Origin of the sequence: Rhodococcus sp. 06-235-1A (assembly GCF_002258785.1) — a bacterium.
In the GTDB taxonomy this organism is placed as follows: Bacteria; Actinomycetota; Actinomycetes; order Mycobacteriales; family Mycobacteriaceae; genus Rhodococcoides.
Map to the genome: position 1 here is coordinate 49266 of NZ_NOYI01000014.1, position 18638 is coordinate 67903.

The following is an 18638-nucleotide window of genomic DNA, read 5'->3' on the forward strand; positions in this document are numbered from 1 at the left end:
GCGTCACTCCCACTCGATGGTGCCCGGCGGCTTGCTCGTCACGTCGAGAACGACTCGGTTGACCTCCGGAACCTCGTTGGTCACCCGAGTCGAGATCGTTTCCAGCACGTCGTACGGCAGCCTGGTCCAGTCCGCGGTCATCGCGTCCTCGCTCGAGACCGGACGCAGCACGATCGGGTGTCCGTAAGTGCGGCCGTCGCCCTGCACACCGACACTGCGCACATCGGCCAGCAGCACCACCGGGCACTGCCAGATCTGCTGATCCAGGCCGGCGACCGTAAGTTCTTCTCGGACAATCGAATCGGCGTGACGCAGCGTGTTCAGACGGTCGCGGGTGATCTCACCGACGATGCGGATAGCGAGCCCGGGTCCGGGGAACGGTTGCCTGCCGACGATGTCCTCGGGCAGGCCCAGCTCACGACCGACCGCGCGCACCTCGTCCTTGAAGAGGGCACGAAGCGGCTCGACCAGGGCGAACTGCAGATCGTCCGGTAGCCCGCCGACGTTGTGGTGGCTCTTGATGTTCGCGGTACCCGACCCACCGCCCGACTCGACGACATCCGGGTACAACGTGCCCTGCACCAGGAATTCGACAGCATCGCCGTGCTCGGCGTTCTCGCCCAGCACCTCGGCGACGGCACCTTCGAAGCTACGGATGAACTCGCGCCCGATGATCTTGCGCTTCTCCTCCGGGTCGGAGACGCCTTCGAGCGCGCCGAGGAAGGTATCGACCGCGTCGACGGTGACGAGCTTGGCACCGGTGGCGGCCACGAAATCCTGCTGCACCTGCTCGCGCTCGCCGGCCCGCAGCAGTCCGTGATCGACGAAGACACAGGTCAGGCGATCACCGATGGCTCGCTGCACCAGAGCCGCCGCCACCGCGGAGTCGACGCCACCGGACAGACCACAGATGGCCTTACCCGTAGGACCGACCTGCTCCTGCACTGCGTCGACCAGAGCGTCGGCGATGTTGGCTGCCGTCCAGTCCGGAGCGATGCCTGCGGTCTCGTGCAGGAACCGACTGAGCACCTGCTGCCCGTGCGGGGAGTGCAGAACCTCGGGGTGATACTGCACCCCCGCCATGCGCTTGCCCTCGTTCTCGAAAGCAGCGACCGGCGCGCCTGCGCTGGTAGCGGTGACGGTGAAGCCCTCCGGGGCCGCGGTGACCGCGTCGCCGTGACTCATCCAGACCGGCTGCGTGGCGGGCAGGCCGTCGTGCAGGCGACCGCCGTCGACACTGAGTTGGGTGCGTCCGTACTCCCGCGTCCCGGTGTGCTCGACGGTTCCGCCCAGGGCCTGGGCCATGGCCTGGAATCCGTAGCAGATGCCGAACACGGGGATGCCGAGGTCCAGGAGCGCGGAATCGAGCTCGGGCGCACCGTCCGCGTAGACGCTGGATGGTCCCCCCGAGAGCACCAGCGCAACCGGGTCCTTGGCTGCGATCTCCTCGGCGGTCGCGGTATGCGAGATCACCTCGGAGTACACGTTGGCCTCGCGCACACGGCGGGCGATCAACTGCGCGTACTGGGCTCCGAAGTCGACGACCAGAACCGGGCGTGCGTGTGCGGGATCGTGTGCAGAGGAGTCGGTCACCGGGTCAGTCTAGTGGGACTGCTGGGGCGCTCACGCAACCCCCGAATGCTCGACGGGCCTCGCCGAGGAACCGGACCGAATCTCGACGATCGGCAACCGCAGACCGCCGGGCGCGTCCACCGGGACGACCGGGGAGTTCGGGGCGATCGGGTCGAGACGCTGGTACGGCAACCCCTGTGCCGGACGGAGATCCAGCTCGCCCTTGTTCGGCCACAGCGCCGCCGACCGCTCGGCCTGCGCGCTGATCGTCAGCGACGGGTTCACTCCGAGGTTGGCCGATACGGCAGCCCCGTCGACCACACTGAGCGTCGGGTAGCCGTGGACGCGGTGGTACGGATCGATGACGCCGTGATCGGAGTCCGAGGCGATCGCGCATCCACCGAGGAAGTGGGCCGTGAGCGGGATGTTGAACAGTTCGCCCCAGGTACCGCCTGCAACGCCGCCGATCTTCTTGGCGATACGGCGGGTGGCGTCGTTGCCCTCGGGAATCCACGTCGGGTTGGGTTCACCGTGACCTTGCCTGCTCGAGATCTTGCGGCCGAAGGGCCCACGCTTGGTGAACGTGGTGATCGAGTTGTCCAGATTCTGCATGACCAGCGCGATGATCGTGCGCTCGCTCCAGTGCCGGACGTTGACGACTCGGACGAACTGAACCGGATGAGCGATCATCGCGAACACGAACTTGAGCCACCGCGGAATCTTTCCGCCGCCGTCGGTCATCAGGGTCTGCAGCATTCCCATCGCGTTCGAGCCCTTGCCGTACCGGACCGGTTCTATGTGCGTGTTGGGGCTGGGGTGGAACGAGGACGTGATGGCGACACCGTGCGTGAGGTCCATGTTCGGATCGACCGCCAGTTTCGCGGCTCCGACGATCGACTCGGAATTGGTGCGGGTCAGTTCGCCGAGTGTGTCCGACAGACGGGGCAGCGCGCCCGTGTCCTTCATCTTGTGCAGCAGGTTCTGGGTACCCCAGGTGCCCGCGGCGAGAACGACATTGGCCGCACTGTAGGACTTGCGGCCCTTGCGCAGTCGAGCGCCGGTGCGTTCGGTGTCGACGTCCCAGGTGCCGTCGGCGCGGGGACGAAGACCGGTCACCGTCGTCATCGGCACGATCTCGGCCCCTGCGCGCTCGGCCAGGCCGAGGTAGTTCTTCAGCAGGGTGTTCTTGGCTCCGTGGCGGCACCCGGTCATGCACTCACCGCATTCGATGCATCCGGTCCGCGCTGGACCCGCGCCGCCGAAATACGGATCCGGGACGGTCTTGCCTGGTTCGTCTCCGAAGAACACCCCGACCGGAGTCTGAATGAAGGTATCGGCGACACCCATGTCCTCGGCGACCGACTTCATCACCTCGTCGGCGGGGGTCATGTGCGGATTACGAACCACGCCGAGCATGCGGGTGGCCTGGTCGTAGAACGGGGAGAGCTCACTGCTCCAGTCGGTGATGTGGGCCCACTGCTTGTCCTCGAAGAACGGCGCTTGTGGCTTGTAGAGGGTGTTCGCGTAGTTCAGCGAGCCACCGCCGACGCCTGCACCGGCAAGAATGAGGCAGTCACGCAACAGGTGCACACGCTGGATTCCGTAGAGGCCCAGCTTCGGTGCCCACAGGAAGCGCTTGAGATCCCAGCTGTTCTTCGCGAAGTCCTTGTCCTCGAAGCGTTGCCCGGCTTCCAGGATCCCGACGCGGTACCCCTTCTCCACCAGCCGAAGCGCGGTGACGCTCCCACCGAAGCCAGAACCGACGATCAGAACGTCGTAATCCGTGGCGCGAACAGCTGAACCCATGGTGACCTCCGCTACATCCGTTGCTGTCGAACAGTATGCACACCCCTATGTGACTACCGCCACAAGCGATTCTAGCTGTTACTGAAGGTATCACCAACCCAGGGTCGGCTTACGTGGACGCCGAGCAACAGAAAAGGCGCGCACCCCGGTGTGAAAGGAGTGCGCGCCCTGCTGGAACAGACTTGATCAGGCCCTGACGTTCAGGCCCACCTTCTGGAATTCCTTGAGATCGGAGTACCCCGACTTCGCCATCGACCGACGCAGTCCGCCGACGAGGTTGATCGAGCCGTACGACTCGCGTGACGGTCCGTGCAGCACCTGATCCAGGCTGGGGCGTTCACCTGCAGACATCGGCAACAACGCACCGCGTGGCATCGACGGATGCGCCGCCGCGGACGGCCAGTACCAGCCGCCGCCGGGAGCCTCCGCGGCGACGGCCAGCGGAGCGCCGAGAACCGCAGCGTCGGCCCCACAGGCGATGGCCTTGGCGAGCGCCCCGGAGGTGGTGATGTCGCCGTCGGCGATGACGTGCACGTACCGTCCACCGGTCTCGTCCAGGTAGTCCCGCCGCGCTGCGGCCGCATCGGCGATCGCGGTGGCCATCGGGACGCCGATACCGAGCACCTCGCCGGTGGTCGTACCGCCTTCGACCGAGCCGTAGCCGACGATGACGCCTGCCGCACCGGTACGCATCAAGTGCAGTGCGGTGCGGTGATCGCTGACGCCGCCCGCGATGACGGGGACGTCGAGTTCGGCGATGAACGTCTTGAGGTTGAGCGGCTCCTCGTCGCCGTGCGCCACATGCTCGGCCGAGATGATCGTGCCCTGAATGACCAGCAGATCCAGTCCTGCCGCCACCAGGGCGGGCGTCAACGCACGGGCGTTCTGCGGGCTCACCCGCACGGCGACGGTCACACCGGAATCGCGCACCTGGCCGACCGCGGCCGCCAGGAGATCCGGCTGCAGCGGCGCGGAGTGCAACTCCTGCAGAAAAGCGATGGGCGCATCGGGATCGAGATCGGTCTCGGCGATATGGATCAGCTGATCGAGCTTGGCCTGCACGTCCGCGTGACGCGCCCACAAGCCCTCACCGTTGACGACCCCGAGCCCACCCTGGCGACCGAGCTCGATCGCGAATGCAGGCGAGACCAGCGCATCGGTCGGATGCGCGAGCACCGGGATGTCGAAGCGGTATGCGTCGAGCTGCCACGCCGTCGACACCTCCTTCGAAGACCGGGTACGACGGGACGGCACGATGTCGACGTCGTCCAGTTGGTACGTGCGGCGGGCTTCTCTGCCCATGCCGATTTCAACGAGGTCGCGCACGCGCGCACCTTTCTACTTCGAGAGCGAATCGATTCGGCCGAAGAAGGCCGATCGACTATCGGGTGGTGTAGTTGGGGGCCTCTGCGGTCATCGTGATGTCGTGCGGGTGGCTCTCCTTGAGTCCGGCCGCAGTGATCTGCACGAACTGGGCCTTCTGCAGGTCCTCGATCGAGTTGGACCCGGTGTAACCCATCGCGGCCCGCAGGCCACCGGTGAGCTGATGAATGACCTGGTTCAGCGGTCCGCGATACGGGACACGACCTTCGATGCCCTCGGGCACCAACTTGTCCTCGGCCAGCACGTCGTCCTGGAAGTAGCGGTCCTTGGAGAACGACTTCGCTCCCCCGCGTCCCTGCATCGCGCCGAGCGAACCCATGCCGCGGTAGCTCTTGAACTGCTTGCCTCCCACCAGAATCAGCTCACCCGGGGACTCTGCGGTTCCGGCCAGCAACGATCCGAGCATGGCGGTCGACGCGCCGGCGGCGAGCGCCTTGGCGATGTCACCGGAGAACTGCAGACCGCCGTCGGCGATGACGGGCACACCGTGCGGCTTGCACGCGGCCACGGCTTCGAGGATGGCGGTGATCTGCGGAGCGCCGACGCCGGCGACCACTCGCGTGGTGCAGATCGAACCCGGTCCGACGCCCACCTTGACCGCGTCCGCCCCTGCCTCGACGAGCGCGAGTGCGCCTGCGCGGGTGGCGACGTTGCCGCCGACGACCTGTACGCGGTCGCCCACCTCGGCCTTGAGCTTGCTGACCATCTCGAGAACCTGCGAATTGTGGCCGTGCGCGGTGTCGACGATGATGACGTCCACCCCGGCGTCGGTCAGAGCCATCGATCGTGCCCAAGCGTCCTGCCCGACGCCCACAGCGGCACCGACCAGCAGGCGACCGTCACGGTCCTTGGTGGCGTTGGGATGCTGCTCGGTCTTGACGAAGTCCTTCACGGTGATCAGGCCGGTCAGCGCGCCCTTGCCGTCCACGATCGGCAGCTTCTCGATCTTGTGGCGGCGCAGCAACCCGAGGGCCGCTTCGGCGGTGACACCCTCCTGCGCGGTGATCAACGGTGCCTTGGTCATGACATCGGCGACGCGCCGGTTCTGATCGACCTCGAAGCGCATGTCACGGTTGGTGATGATGCCGACGAGCGCGCCGGTCTCGTCGGTCACCGGCAGTCCCGAAATGCGGAAGCGCGCGCACATGGCGTCGACCTCGGCGAGCGAATCGGTGGGCTTGCAGGTGACCGGATCGGTGACCATCCCGGCCTCCGAGCGCTTGACGGTTTCCACCTGCGACGCCTGATCCTGCAGAGAGAGGTTGCGGTGCAGCACGCCCATCCCGCCTGCACGCGCCATCGCGATGGCCATCCGAGCCTCGGTGACGGTGTCCATGGCCGAGCTGACCAGAGGCACCCGCAACCTGATCTCGCGCGTGATCTGACTGGACGTGTCGACCGAGCTGGGAATCAGGTCCGAAGCGGCCGGCAGCAGCAGGACGTCGTCGAACGTGAGGCCGAGCATCGCGACCTTGTTGGGATCGTCGCCGCCTGTGCGGACGTGGGCTCCGGGACTACTCATGCGAATCTGGCCCTCCCTAGAGCCTGGTTGCACGTGGGCGCGGCGTGCGGCCGGTGAGAGCTCGCAGGCGCACCGCAGTGCGGGATTGGAGAACGGATGGAGTTTCGGCACCTGCACTCATCTGTTCAGCGCCGTGGACCATGGTATCGGCTCGGGCACAACCAGTGCGAACGCCTCCCGTCACAGCCTGCCCGCGACCCCGAAATATCGACCGTGCGATGGAGCACGAAGCGGGTACGTCCGGCATGTCGCGTTCGAACGGCTGGCGCAGACCCACCAATCCTGCGTACCGTGGAGGCGTGCGCGATCAACTGCCTCCCGGTCTACCCCCGGATCCCTTCGCCGGAGACCCAGCCGACCCGTCGGCCGCCCTCGACGCTATCGAGCCCGGCCAGCCTCTCGATCCCCAGGAGCGTCTGGCCGTCGAAGAGGACTTGGCGGACCTCGCCGTCTACGAGGCACTGCTCGGCCACCGCGGAATCCGCGGCCTGGTCGTGTGCTGCGAGGACTGCCAGCAGGACCACTATCACGACTGGGACATGCTGCGCGCCAACCTGCTGCAGCTCCTGGTCGACGGAACCGTTCGGCCGCACGAGCCGGCCTACGATCCGGTCCCCGACGCCTACGTGACCTGGGACTACTGCCGCGGTTTCGCGGACGCCTCGATGAACGACGCCTTGCACGGCGACGGTTTCGACAGCTGATCTCCGACGCAACTCCGCATCACGAAGAAGCCCGACACGATGATCGTGTCGGGCTTCTTCGTCTCGCCTGATCCGACAACGCTGCCGTAGGACAGCGCTGTCGGTGTATTCGCTCAGCTACCGCCGGACGGAACCGACATACGATCGCGATTCTCGGGCGCGCTGCTGCCGCCTGCAGTGGCCGTCGGCTGGTTCGGCTCGAAGAGCACCGTCGGCGTGACATCCGTCGTCGTCGGACTCGGAGTCGTCGTGGACGGCGGACTTTCCGGAGTCGTCGTGGACGGGCTCGGTGTGACCGGTGCCGCGCTGGTGTCCGGCGTGATCGGATCCACGGGAGCCTGCGGGGCGACGGCCTCGGAGCTAGGTGCGGGAGCAGGCACACCCGGCACGGGTGCCGGTGGTGGCGGCGCGGGCACGGTCAGTGCCTGCAATTCCTGCAACAGACGTGCCAGCCATTCGTCGAGCTCGGCGCGCTGCGCGTCGTCGAGCACAGCCGATGTGCCGTTCGATGCACCGTCGAGCAATGCACGCGCGGCGTCGGTGTCGCCGGACGAAATGAGATCTTCGGCCGCTTGCAGCTTGGACGTCGTATCTATCTGCGCCACAGTGGAATCGGCTTGCTCGGAGAACACGACGGACTTGACGCTCCACAGCGGATCGTCGGGCGTCGAGTTGTACGAGATGACCACCAGGCCACCCATCACCACGGCGATCGCAGCGGCGGCACCGGCGATGGGACGCAACAGCCGCATCCGCCCGCCACGGTTCGCCGAGCTCGACCGCGACATGTCGGCCGCGAGCTTCTCACGTTCGACCGAGGCGACCACAACATCGAGGGAGGGGCCGGCAGGCATCGCCGGCGTCACCACATCTGCACGCCACGTGGCGAGCAGAAGGGCGAGTTGGTACTCGTCTGCGTCATCGGTAGCGATCGGTCCGTCACCACTGATCGCGTCGATGAACGCATCGTCGCGACGTACGGCGACGAGGTCCACCGGACCACCGTCTGCACCGATGTCGGCATAGGGATCGTTCTGCTTCGGTCCAGTGGGGTTCACGTGCTCACCGATTCGCGAGATTCCGCGACGCGGGGTCTCACCGGGGCCACCGTGACCATTGTCCCTAGCCATACATTTCACCTGCTCTCACAACTTCGTTCTTCAGTTTTGCGATAGCTCGGTGCTGAGCTACGCGGATAGCGCCTGCAGTGCTGCCGACGGCCGCTGCTGTTTCCTCTGCCGACAACCCGACGATGAGTCGGAGCACCAGAATTTCGCGGTGCTTGGCGGGCAAGGTGTCCAGCAGTGCAGTCATCTGTCGACTCGACTCGGATTCGAGAGCGCGTTGCTCCGGTCCGTGTTCCATCGACACGACATCTGGTACTTCGGCGGCCGGGTCCGATTTGTTACGCGAGGCACTGCGATGGGCATCGGCGACCTTGTGAGCCGCGATGCCGTACACGAATGCCATGAACGGACGACCTTGGTCCTGGTAGCGAGGCAAGGCGGTCATGACTGCCAAACAGACCTCCTGCGCCACGTCGTCGGCCGAAAGCTGACCGCGTTCAGCCGAACCGACCCGTGCCCGGCAGTACCGAACGACGAGTGGCCGGATGAATTCCAGGACCCGGGACAGAGCCAGTCGATCGCCTTGCGCTGCGGCAACGACGAAAGAGTCCAACTCCTCACCCGCTGTGTTCATCGTCGGCAAATTTCCCCGCGTTACAGGTACGCACCCGCCAGGGAGCGCTTCCACGTAGTGGTGGAACGAGACCAAGGATAGCGACACCACCCCGCAGCAACCGAACCACTCGGTCCGTCCCGGATCGCGGTCCTGGTCAGTCGACCGACGAACCACCCCGACGATCGAGCACGACAGCCAGATCGGCGGACGTGGCCATCCCGGTGTCGATCCCTCCGGTGCCCTCGCACAGCATCGTCGCGGCCCAACGTAACGGCAGCAGACCGTGCATCGCCGCAGCGCTGGCCACCTGGACGGCCGAGTCGCGGGCACGGGCGGTCTCACCGGCGCAACTCAGCGCCGCCGCCAGCACCAGGTCCGTCTTGATGCTGTGGCGTAACGAATCGGCATCGGTGGAGAGAGCCAGAGCGGATTCGGCGTGTCGGAGGGCTTCGGGGCCGTCACCGCGCATCATTGCCAGCTCGGCGGCTACCCACGCCGCCCGTAGCGCCGGACGCCACAGCCCCCCACCGAACGACCCGAGTCGTTGCTCGGCGCTACGGGCCAACAAGGCGTCTGCCATCCCAAACCGGCCGCTGCCCAGCGCATCCGCGGCGAGGCCGGTCAATGCATCCGTTCGTGCCTCGACCGTGTCTCGCGAGCGCGCCGGTCCCACGATGCCGACGAGAGAGACTGCCCTGCCGTCGAAGTGACGTGCTCGCTCGTGCTTGCCCAACTGGCGCAGCCACGACGCTCTGGTCGAGGCGTGCAGCGACGCGAGTTCGGGACTGCGGGCTCGATACCGTCTCAGCTCGATGTCCGCCGCGCTGTATCGACCCTGACCTGCCAGCGCGACACTGCGGTGCCAGCTTTCGTAGGGATCGGTCGCCGCGGGGAGTGGGACGCGGCCCGGATCGGTCCCGAAGGCGGCATCGACGAGTCCGGACTGCGTGGTGGTGAACAGCGATCTCTGTTCTGGTGGCACGAGGCAAGAGTAGGGCCCTCGTCGACGACGTCCGACATCCGTCGCGGGCAACGATCCACGACCGAGGCGCGACGACACCGGAAGAGGGCACTCGGGAAAGTAATTGTGCAGTGACCTCTCGCAATCGAATGCGCCATCGGAGTCCGTGCACTCAATGCAGTTTTCAAGGAATTAACAATGTGAACGAGGGCCGTTTCGGAAACGAGAATCTGAACGCTGTGTGGCGAATAGGTTAATCGCCGCAGGGAATCGTTCGACCGAAAACAAGTACCGCGGTGCGCGCAATGGAATGCCGGGAGCTACGTCGAGTGGTCCGCGGGTTCGACGTCGAACACCGACCTCCGCGCTCGACGACCGAAGCGATGCCCCACCGAACCGCCGAACCCACACGGACCTCGAGCACCGGTCAAGTCCCTGAACAGCGCAAACGCCGGCAAGTACGACACCGACCGGTCGGACGGCAGCGCCGTCGACGGATGACCGACGTCCTCGTGCGCCGTCGGACACCGAGAGATTCACGGCCGGCTCCGCCTCCATCGTCTCCCGTCTCGACGGATTCTTCAACAGGAACGCCACGCACGCGGGTACGTCGAAGTAAATATCGCCAGTGTTAATTCTTCGCCCCATGAGTATGCATTTGCCCACGATTCGGAACTATTGACTCGATTTCGTCGATCCACATAACGTTGTCGGCATTCGGATCACGAATCCGAGAAGCCACACCACCCTAGGAGTTCTCATGCCGCAGCCGAACCACCTCCCTGGGCCGAACGCCGACATTTGGGATTGGCAGATGCACGGCCTGTGCCGTGGCGTCGACTCGTCCATGTTCTTCCACCCGGACGGTGAGCGGGGCCGGGCCCGAGCACAGCGCGAGATGCGCGCCAAGGAAATGTGCCGCAGCTGCCCCGTACTCGCACAGTGCCGCACACACGCTCTGAACGTCAGCGAACCGTACGGCATCTGGGGCGGGATGTCGGAGACCGAACGCGAGTTGCACGCCCGCCACAATCGTCGCCGCATCGCGGTGTGACACCCGAACACACGACGAAGCCCCCAACCCGATCGGGTTGGGGGCTTCGTCGTGTCAGCAGACGTCAGTGTGCGTGACCGTGCCCGGTAGCAGGCTCGGCGGCCTCTTCCGGCTTTTCCACGATCGAGCTCTCGGTCGTCAGGATCATCCGCGCGACCGATGCGGCATTGACCACAGCCGAACGAGTCACCTTGACCGGATCGACGACGCCGTCGGCCAACAGGTCGCCGTACGTCAGAGTCGCGGCATTGAATCCGTGGCCCTTCGGCAGTTCGGCGACCTTGCTGACAACGACCGAACCGTCGATGCCTGCGTTGGTGGCGATCCAGAACAGCGGCGCGTTGAGTGCCGTGCGCACCACGGCCACACCGGTGGCCTCGTCGCCGGTCAGGCCGAGATCGTCGGCCAGAGCCAACGCAGCCTGGGTCAGAGCCGATCCGCCGCCGGGGACGATTCCCTCTTCGACTGCGGCCTTGGCTGCTGCCACTGCATCGTCGACGCGGAACTTGCGTTCCTTGAGTTCGGTCTCGGTGGCCGCACCGACCTTGATGACCGCGATGCCGCCCGAGAGCTTCGCCAGACGCTCTTCGAGCTTCTCGCGATCCCACTCCGAATCGGTGTTCTCGATCTCGCGGCGCAGCTGGCCGACGCGAGCATCGATGTCTTCCTGGGAACCCGCACCGTCGACGATGGTCGTGTCGTCCTTGGTGACGACGACGCGACGAGCGCGCCCGAGGAGCTCGAGGCCGGCCTCCTTCAGGCTCAGACCGACATCGGCGGTGATGACCTGTCCCGCCGTCACGACGGCGAGGTCGTCCAGGAACGCCTTGCGACGATCACCGAAGAACGGTGCCTTGACGGCAACGGCCTTGATGGTCTTGCGGATCGAGTTCACGACGAGCGTCGAGAGAACTTCGCCCTCGGTGTCCTCGGCGAGAATGAGCAACGGCTTGCCACTCTCGGCCACCTTCTCCAGCAGGGGAAGGAAGTCCGGAAGCGAGGTGATCTTCTCGCGGTAAAGCAGGACGTACGCGTCTTCGAGTACAGCTTCCTGCGTGTCGACGTCGGTGACGAAGTACGGCGAGAGGTAGCCCTTGTCGAACTGAACGCCCTCGGTGACCGAGAGTTCCGTGAGCAGAGTCGAAGACTCTTCGACGGTGACCACGCCGTCGGCACCGACGCGGGTGAGCGCCTCACCGACGAGCTCGCCGATCTCGGGGTCACGCGAGGACACGGTGGCGACCTGAGCGATGGCCTGCTTGCCCTCGACCGGAGTAGCGGCGGCGAGCAGCGCCTCGGCGACCTTGTCGGCAGCCTTGGAGATCCCGACGCCGAGTGCGATCGGGTTCGCACCGGCGGCGATGTTCTTCAGTCCGCCGCGCACGAGAGCCTGCGCGAGAACCGTCGCGGTGGTGGTTCCGTCGCCTGCGACGTCGTTGGTCTTGGTGGCGACACTCTTGACCAGCTGTGCGCCCAAGTTCTCGAACGGATCTTCCAGGTCGATCTCACGAGCGATCGACACACCGTCGTTGGTGACGGTCGGTCCCCCGAATGCCTTGGACAGGACGACGTGGCGTCCTCGGGGTCCGAGAGTGACCTTGACTGCGTCGGCAAGTTTGTCGACGCCGCGCTCGAGTGACCGGCGCGCTTCCTCGTTGAATTGGATTTGCTTTGCCATGTTTCGGTGTTACTCCTTCGAGTAAAGAAACTCGATCGAACGCACACCGCCCCGGCACCGACACGAGATCGGCTTCCGGGGCGGGATGCGTTGTGGCCTACTTGGCGATGACTGCCAGCACGTCGCGTGCCGACAGAATCAGGTACTCCTCGCCGGCGTACTTGATCTCGGTGCCGCCGTACTTGCTGTAGATGACGGTGTCACCTTCTTTGACGTCGACCGGGATGCGGTTGCCCTTTTCGGTGACACGGCCTTCGCCAACGGCGACGACTGTGCCTTCCTGAGGCTTCTCCTTGGCTGTGTCGGGGATGACCAGACCGGAGGCGGTCGTCGTCTCGGCCTCGTTGGCCTGGACGAGGATCTTGTCCTCGAGCGGCTTGATTTTCACGCTCGCCACGTTGAGCCCTCCAAAGTTATGGGGTACGCGTCCGGGGTCGGATCCCCGGACAGCTGTGTGTAAGTACTTCTCGTGCGGTCCTGACAAACGGCTCGAACTCGTTCCCGTCGTCGCGGGTGCCGGGACTTCGCTCGATGCCAACTAGCACTCTATACACGAGAGTGCCAGCACTCAAGGGCTGGGTTCGCCAGGTTCGAAAAGCGAGATTCGGCTACGACGCTCCAGCCGATACTGCGGACCTCCTCCCGCTGTCCGGGGCCGTGGAAATCTACTGTCCGGGCCATCGCACATCGGCCGAATTCGGACCCGAAACGCCGAATATCGAGAGAATTCCGAACGCCGATCGGTGCACTGAAAGGCCAGGTAGAACAGGTCGGCAATCCATCGGGTAACCGACCGAGCGGAATATTAAGCTCGCATCGAAGCAGGAAGTAACGTTACGATAACGGAGCTGTCCGAACGATAACGATCGACAGCCGTGCCGCGACAAGGCATTCGAGCCGGTCGATTCGGCAGACAACAGGGGTGGGAGGTGCAGCATGCGGGTAGGAGTGGGAGTGTCCACCGGATCCGACGTCGTGTGCGCGGCTCTCGTCACCGTCGACTCCGACGGTAGTCGCACGGTCGAGTACCGGACGGTGTCCGCCGATCGCCAGGCGAATACCGATATGGGCGATCTGGTCACCTCGGCCATCGAACTCATGGCTTCGCTGATACCCGGCCACCGAACCCCCGACGCGATCGCGGTGACCTATCGCAGCGATGCGCATGCCGCGAACATTCGCGCCGCGCTGACGCACACGACGCGCGACGTTCGCATGGTGCCCGAATCCGCCGCGGCACTCGCGCACCTGGCGACGACCGGGCTGATCGACAGGTACGACACGGTCGCGCTGGTCGATCTCGGTGCCTCGGGCCTGTCGGTCACCGTCACCGACCGGACCACAGGAACGGTGCTCGCGCACGATCGCTCCGAGGCCGTGGGCGGCGATGCACTCGACGCTCTCGTCAAGAACCTCGTCCAGGACATGACCCGCGACAACCTCCGGGACGACATCCGAGACGACCGCGGAATCGGGTCGGCGCGATACCGATCGATCAAGGAACAACTGTCCATCGAGGACGAGGTCCGGATCGAGCGGTACAGCGGAATTCCCCTGACCGTCACCCGTGACGCCTTCGACGCGGCGGCCTCCCCGGTCTTCGACACGGCCGCGCAATTCGTCCGTGGCGTGTTCGACGTCGGTACCCACGAACCCGAGGCCATCGTGTTGATCGGCGGAGGTGCGCACATCCCGTTGCTCGCCACCGCCCTCACCGACCTCTTCCACGCCCCCGTGATTCGGCTGCCGGAACCCGACGCCGTTCTTGCCGTCGGCGCGGCCACCGTCGCCGCGTCGGTCGTCGGTAGCAACTATCAACTCGTGGCCGGTGCGCGCAGCTCCGCCGGCAGGATCGGTCGATACTCCGGTGCGATCGCCGCAGCCGTCGTCGCGGGCGGCCTGGTCCTCGCCTACGGCGTGCAGACCATGAGCCCGGCCGATGACCCCAGCGTCTCGCCGGCCGGAAGTTCCGCTGAGTCCGCTGCGCAGTCCGGCGAACCCGACGAATCGATCACCGACGGCAGTTCCGTGGGCGACGACGCGCGGACGACGGGCCGCAACCCGGGTGATCGTTCCGATCCGACGGCGACGACGACGATCGACTCCACCGAATCGTCGGTGCCACTCACTGCATCGGTCGCGCCTTCCACGACGCCGACTCTGCGTCCAGCACCCGATCTTCCGCCGATCGAGTGGCCGGTCGGGCCGACATCCGTGCTGCCGTCCCCGGATCTCACCACCGGGGTCACTTCCGAGCCTCTGCCTGCCGTCACCACGACTCCGGTTGCGCCGTCCGAGCCGATCGAGCCGTCGGAGCCCGGTGAATCGACCCCGATCAGCCCGGAACCGACGCCGAATTCCACGCCCGAGGTGACCCCCGAGTACACGGAGGTGCCCACCGAGTCGATCAGCGTGCCGACCACCGACGCGAGTGGAGCGCAGCCGACGCCGGAGCTGACGGCTCCACCGACGGTGTGGTCGCCACCGGTCGCAGCACCCGAGTTGTCAGGACCGACCACCGAGCCTCGACCGTCCGGGGAATCGTCGGTACCTCTCACGACCGAGTCGCCCACGGCTCGAGTTCAGGAACCTCAGCCAGGGACCTGACTGGTCGCGACCGACAGGCCGGGATCGGTCACAGCGGTGAGGGCAGACGGCTGCGCGCCGCCGGCCACGAGATGAGCGCCCAGAGCGGCGATCATGACACCGTTATCGGTACACAGTCGCGGCTTCGGGATTCTCAAGGTCAAACCCTGCTCGGCGCAACGGCTTTCGATCAGCGAGCGGATCCGCGAGTTGGCAGTGGCACCTCCGCCGAGAACGATGGTGTCGACGTCGACGTCGGTCGCTGCCCGCACGGCTTTCATCGTCAGCACGTCGGCGACGGACTCCTGGAAGGATGCGGCGATGTCCGCGACCGGAATCGGATCTCCGGCGCGTTGTCTGGCCTCGACGAACCGAGCCACAGCGGTCTTGACTCCGGAGAACGAGAAGTCGTAGCGCGCATCGCGTGGGCCCGTCATTCCCCGGGGAAAAGCAATTGCGCTCGGATCTCCCTCGCGCGCAGCAGCATCGAGAGCCGGGCCGCCCGGATAACCCAGTCCGAGCAATCGCGCGACCTTGTCGAAGGCCTCCCCGGCGGCGTCGTCGACCGTGGTCCCGAGCTCGGCGATCGGTCGAGCCAGATCGTCGACATGAAGAAGGTGCGTGTGCCCACCGGAGACCAACAGGGCAACACACGACGGCATCGGACCGTGTTCGAGCGTGTCGACCGCGACGTGTCCACCGAGATGGTTCACCGCATAGAAGGGCACGCCCCAGGCTGCGGCGTACGCCTTGGCAGCGGCGACCCCGACCAGCAGCGCCCCTGCCAATCCCGGACCGATCGTCACCGCAACCGCGTCGGGACGGTCGATATCGGCGGCCGCCAGCGCCCGCCGCATAGTCGGCACGATGGCTTCGAGGTGCGCTCGTGACGCCACCTCGGGTACCACTCCGCCGTACCGTGCGTGCTCGTCGACGCTGGATGCCACCTCGTCCGCCAACAGCTCACACTGTCCGGCGTTCCACCGGACGATCCCGACTCCTGTTTCGTCGCAGGAACTTTCGATACCCATGACGATCATCGGGCCGGCCCTTTCGTCTTCTCCGGCCGACGCATCGTGAAGGCGTCGGCTCCGCTCGGCTGGTAGTACCCGGCCCTGGTGCCCACGATCTCGAACCCCTCGCGTCGGTACAACTCGATTGCAGGCTCGTTGTCGGTGCGGACCTCGAGAAAGACCGGCCCACCGTGCTCGTCGGCAACCCGCAGCAATTCGTCGAGTAGCCTCCCACCGATTCCCTTGCGGTGATGGTCCGGATCGACGCCGATGGTGTGCACCTCGGACTCACCGACCACGAACGCGCCGCGACTGGGCTGCCCCAGCAGGGAGATGCCTGCGTAGCCGATCACCTCGCCGCTCTGCCGCGCCGTGACGTAATGATTGTGTGGCGCCGCAAGTTCCGCGATGAATGCATCCTCGGCCCACGGGTCGTCACCCGGGAACAGGACGGTCTCGAGATATGCGCACCGAGTAGCATCCGCCACCGTCATCGGCTCGATCGACACCGTCACTGCTGAGCCTTCGCTGCGGCACGCTCATCGAGTGTCTTCGCGTCGGGGCGACGTAGATACAGCGGAACCAGCGGACCCGGCAGTGTCCCGCTGCCGATTTCGGCGGCGGCTACCCGCACCAAACCGGCCGGTGACGGTGCCTGTACGTCGCGAACCGGAAGACCGAATGCCGCGGCGTGCGGCGCGGAGCCTGCGACCGCGTCGAGTCCGAGATGGTCGAGTTCAGCGGGAGCCAGAACGTCCGGACCGGCCACGCGCACACCGGCCTCGTACCGGGCCCAGTAGATCTCGCGTCGACGCGCATCGGTCACCACCAGCAGGGACCCGGGCTCGGCAACCTCGGCTGCGATGGCGTCGAGGCTGCAGACGCCGTACACCGGCAGCCCGAGCGCGTCACCGAACGCCGCCGCGGTCGCCATTCCCACCCGTAAACCGGTGTAGGGGCCGGGTCCGACGCCGACGACGACGGCATCGAGGTCGGCCGAGGTGACCTGTGCCTCGGACAGGCACTCGAGGATGTTGGGTGTCAGGACCTCCGCGTGCGACCGCGCGTCCACCCGAACCCGTGTGGCGAGGGTTTCGACCGAAGCACCGGCGGCCTCCGTCAGGCGCACCACACCTGCGGTGACGGCGGGGGTCGAGGTGTCGACGGCAAGTACAAGCACGAGGGTTCAGGTTACGCGTCCGCAACTCCAGGTACGCATTCCCGTGGTGCGCGGAACCTCGCCTGCCTGTCACGAGGTCCGCGCACACCGATGTCAGGCGACAGCGTCGAGAATCATGTACTGAGCGGTGATCCGTTGGTGTGCCGCCAGTTCGTCGTCCTTGGTGTCGACCATCGCGGTGTAGCGGCCGACGTGCACCCGGCACCGGATGGTCGTCTCCGTCGTCGACTCCTTGGAGATGCACGACGATCCCGGCACACCGGGAGCGGGGGCGGATTGCTCGTAGACTCCGTCTTCGAGATCGCCGTCGTTCATGGCCTGGTAGAGCTTTTCGGCACCTTCGGCATCCGCGCTGCGGTAGACCATCGAATCGTCGATCGCGACGCGATCGGTGCCGGTCTCGTCCAGTACCGCATCGAGGTCGCCGCTGACGGTGAAGTGTTTGAGACCGCGTGCCCCGTACACACTGAGCTGGTTGACCGAGCGCTCCTCGGCCGGAAGGCTGAGAATCAGGACCTTGTCGACGTCGATGGGCAACGAGTCGAACTGTCCTATCGGCGTGGCCGGGAACTGATCGAGCAGCGTTCCCTGTTCGTCGACTGCGCGGGCGATGGTTCGGGCGGCCCACTGTTCGTCGCCCGACCCGGAGTACCCGTTGACGTAGATGACGAAATCCCCACGCGCGGTGAGGGTGTTGACCGACAACGCATCGTTCTGCGTGTTGGACGATGCCAAGGTCTCCGGAAGGACATCGATGGCAGTCTCGGTGTCGGCCGGTCGGGGTGCGCCGGTGTACTGATCTGGTGCGCCCTCGGTGATCAACACCTCGTGTACGCCGCGGGCTGCGTCGGCGGCGGCAGCCTCGTCGGGAAACCTGAGCACCGAGATGTTCAGCACATTGGCGCTCGTCGCGCGGCCGACGGGATCGGGTGCCGAATCGGGCGCAGTATCCGAGGATCCACCGGTGGAGAATCCGGACAGCATGCCGGCATCGGTGAGAACCGGAACGGCTTCCTGCGGCAGAATCAGATCGGTGGCCTCGGGACCCTTCAGCACTCCGAGCGTCGCGTTCTTGCCCAGAGCGGAGTCGATGGCCGAGGGCAGGGCGACATACTCCGCCAGGCGTTGCGCCTCGATCATGTAGCCCTGTGTTTCGTCCCGGACCTGTGCGTATTCCGCCCGAGGCCACGTCCTGTTCTCACCGGGATCGAGCTCGCCCTCCGCTGTCGGTACCCCGCTGTCGGTGTTCTCGCCGGTGGCAGTGGTCTCTGCGGCAACTGTGTCGGGAGTCGATCCATCGGTGTCCGATCCACATCCCGCCATCAGCGCCATGGCTGCTGCGGCCGCAATCACTCCGGGTCCCAATCGTCTTCTCATAGCTGTCCTTTCGCTGCGTCGGACATCAGACGCGGCGTCACGCCACAATGTTCCCACCGCGACGACCCCGCGATTCGATCGGCGGTCACGGGAACAAACAGCGATCGGTCGACGTCCGA

At 65.9% G+C, this 18638-nt stretch carries 16 protein-coding genes; 3 read left to right on the forward strand and 13 right to left on the reverse strand.

Going from position 1 to position 18638, the window contains the following annotated elements; translation table 11 throughout:
* Positions 1-3: 3 nt before the first annotated feature.
* From guaA to guaB, 4 genes are all read right to left on the reverse strand, one after another.
* Positions 4-1593: a glutamine-hydrolyzing GMP synthase gene (guaA, locus tag CH275_RS16180; RefSeq protein ID WP_094679371.1), complete on the reverse strand. Its 1590-nt coding sequence runs from the start codon at positions 1591-1593 to the stop codon at positions 4-6.
* Positions 1594-1623: 30 nt separating this feature from the next.
* On the reverse strand, positions 1624-3378 hold the full coding sequence (locus CH275_RS16185) for an FAD-dependent oxidoreductase (RefSeq protein WP_094679372.1): 1755 nt from the start codon (positions 3376-3378) through the stop codon (positions 1624-1626).
* Between the two features lie 186 nt (positions 3379-3564).
* A complete protein-coding gene (locus CH275_RS16190) occupies positions 3565-4704 on the reverse strand; it encodes a GuaB3 family IMP dehydrogenase-related protein (protein WP_094679373.1) in 1140 nt (379 codons plus the stop codon).
* A 55-nt stretch (positions 4705-4759) separates the two neighbouring features.
* A complete protein-coding gene (guaB, locus tag CH275_RS16195) occupies positions 4760-6283 on the reverse strand; it encodes an IMP dehydrogenase (RefSeq protein WP_179276175.1) in 1524 nt (507 codons plus the stop codon).
* A 299-nt stretch (positions 6284-6582) separates the two neighbouring features.
* Here guaB and CH275_RS16200 point away from each other — a divergent pair, with 299 nt between their 5' ends.
* On the forward strand, positions 6583-6987 hold the full coding sequence (locus CH275_RS16200; protein WP_032378069.1) for a DUF5319 domain-containing protein: 405 nt from the start codon (positions 6583-6585) through the stop codon (positions 6985-6987).
* A gap of 113 nt (positions 6988-7100) precedes the next feature.
* Here CH275_RS16200 and CH275_RS16205 read toward each other — a convergent pair whose 3' ends face one another.
* The 3 genes from CH275_RS16205 to CH275_RS16215 all read right to left on the reverse strand — a co-directional run bounded on the left by CH275_RS16205 (position 7101) and on the right by CH275_RS16215 (position 9652).
* Entirely contained in the window at positions 7101-8117 is a 1017-nt protein-coding gene (locus tag CH275_RS16205; protein ID WP_094679374.1) for an anti-sigma-D factor RsdA, read from the reverse strand.
* Positions 8110-8688 (reverse strand): sigma-70 family RNA polymerase sigma factor, encoded by a 579-nt coding sequence (locus tag CH275_RS16210; RefSeq protein WP_032376740.1) that lies wholly within the window; start codon positions 8686-8688, stop codon positions 8110-8112. Before CH275_RS16210 ends, CH275_RS16205 begins: the two co-directional genes overlap by 8 nt.
* Before the next feature lie 136 nt (positions 8689-8824).
* Positions 8825-9652, reverse strand: a complete 828-nt coding sequence (locus CH275_RS16215; protein ID WP_094679375.1) for a hypothetical protein — start codon at positions 9650-9652, stop codon at positions 8825-8827.
* A gap of 739 nt (positions 9653-10391) precedes the next feature.
* Between CH275_RS16215 and CH275_RS16220 the strand changes: the two genes are divergently transcribed.
* Positions 10392-10685, forward strand: coding sequence for a WhiB family transcriptional regulator (locus CH275_RS16220; RefSeq protein WP_027496361.1), 294 nt, complete (start codon positions 10392-10394; stop codon positions 10683-10685).
* Between the two features lie 64 nt (positions 10686-10749).
* Here the strand turns inward: CH275_RS16220 and groL are convergent, their stop codons facing one another.
* Positions 10750-12363, reverse strand: a complete 1614-nt coding sequence (gene groL, locus CH275_RS16225; RefSeq protein ID WP_094679376.1) for a chaperonin GroEL — start codon at positions 12361-12363, stop codon at positions 10750-10752.
* A 97-nt stretch (positions 12364-12460) separates the two neighbouring features.
* Positions 12461-12760, reverse strand: coding sequence for a co-chaperone GroES (gene groES, locus CH275_RS16230; RefSeq protein WP_008718149.1), 300 nt, complete (start codon positions 12758-12760; stop codon positions 12461-12463).
* Positions 12761-13317: 557 nt separating this feature from the next.
* On the opposite strand from groES, the gene CH275_RS16235 reads away from it, so the two are divergent.
* Entirely contained in the window at positions 13318-14970 is a 1653-nt protein-coding gene (locus CH275_RS16235) for an Hsp70 family protein (protein WP_179276176.1), read from the forward strand.
* Here the strand turns inward: CH275_RS16235 and tsaD are convergent.
* From tsaD to CH275_RS16255, 4 genes are all read right to left on the reverse strand, one after another.
* Positions 14955-15989 carry a tRNA (adenosine(37)-N6)-threonylcarbamoyltransferase complex transferase subunit TsaD gene (tsaD, locus tag CH275_RS16240; protein WP_094679378.1) on the reverse strand — a complete coding sequence of 345 codons (1035 nt, stop codon included), beginning with the start codon at positions 15987-15989 and terminating at the stop codon, positions 14955-14957. The genes CH275_RS16235 and tsaD overlap by 16 nt on opposite strands.
* A complete protein-coding gene (gene rimI, locus CH275_RS16245; protein WP_179276177.1) occupies positions 15986-16477 on the reverse strand; it encodes a ribosomal protein S18-alanine N-acetyltransferase in 492 nt (163 codons plus the stop codon). Before rimI ends, tsaD begins: the two co-directional genes overlap by 4 nt.
* The gene (gene tsaB, locus CH275_RS16250; RefSeq protein ID WP_094679379.1) at positions 16474-17142 is read right to left on the reverse strand and encodes a tRNA (adenosine(37)-N6)-threonylcarbamoyltransferase complex dimerization subunit type 1 TsaB; all 669 of its coding nucleotides are present in this window, start codon (positions 17140-17142) and stop codon (positions 16474-16476) included. Before tsaB ends, rimI begins: the two co-directional genes overlap by 4 nt.
* 93 nt (positions 17143-17235) lie before the next feature.
* Positions 17236-18519, reverse strand: a complete 1284-nt coding sequence (locus CH275_RS16255; protein ID WP_143546788.1) for a DUF7373 family lipoprotein — start codon at positions 18517-18519, stop codon at positions 17236-17238.
* Positions 18520-18638: the final 119 nt, after the last annotated feature.

What these genes read in the sequence shown, in the direction of transcription:
- CH275_RS16210 (WP_032376740.1), bottom strand. Translation starts at nt 8,688, where the DNA reads ATGAACACAGCGGGTGAGGAGTTGGACTCTTTCGTCGTTGCCGCAGCG.
- guaB (WP_179276175.1), bottom strand. Translation starts at nt 6,283, where the DNA reads ATGAGTAGTCCCGGAGCCCACGTCCGCACAGGCGGCGACGATCCCAAC.
- groL (WP_094679376.1), bottom strand. Translation starts at nt 12,363, where the DNA reads ATGGCAAAGCAAATCCAATTCAACGAGGAAGCGCGCCGGTCACTCGAG.
- CH275_RS16205 (WP_094679374.1), bottom strand. Translation starts at nt 8,117, where the DNA reads ATGGCTAGGGACAATGGTCACGGTGGCCCCGGTGAGACCCCGCGTCGC.
- CH275_RS16185 (WP_094679372.1), bottom strand. Translation starts at nt 3,378, where the DNA reads ATGGGTTCAGCTGTTCGCGCCACGGATTACGACGTTCTGATCGTCGGT.
- tsaD (WP_094679378.1), bottom strand. Translation starts at nt 15,989, where the DNA reads ATGATCGTCATGGGTATCGAAAGTTCCTGCGACGAAACAGGAGTCGGG.
- CH275_RS16220 (WP_027496361.1), top strand. Translation starts at nt 10,392, where the DNA reads ATGCCGCAGCCGAACCACCTCCCTGGGCCGAACGCCGACATTTGGGAT.
- CH275_RS16255 (WP_143546788.1), bottom strand. Translation starts at nt 18,519, where the DNA reads ATGAGAAGACGATTGGGACCCGGAGTGATTGCGGCCGCAGCAGCCATG.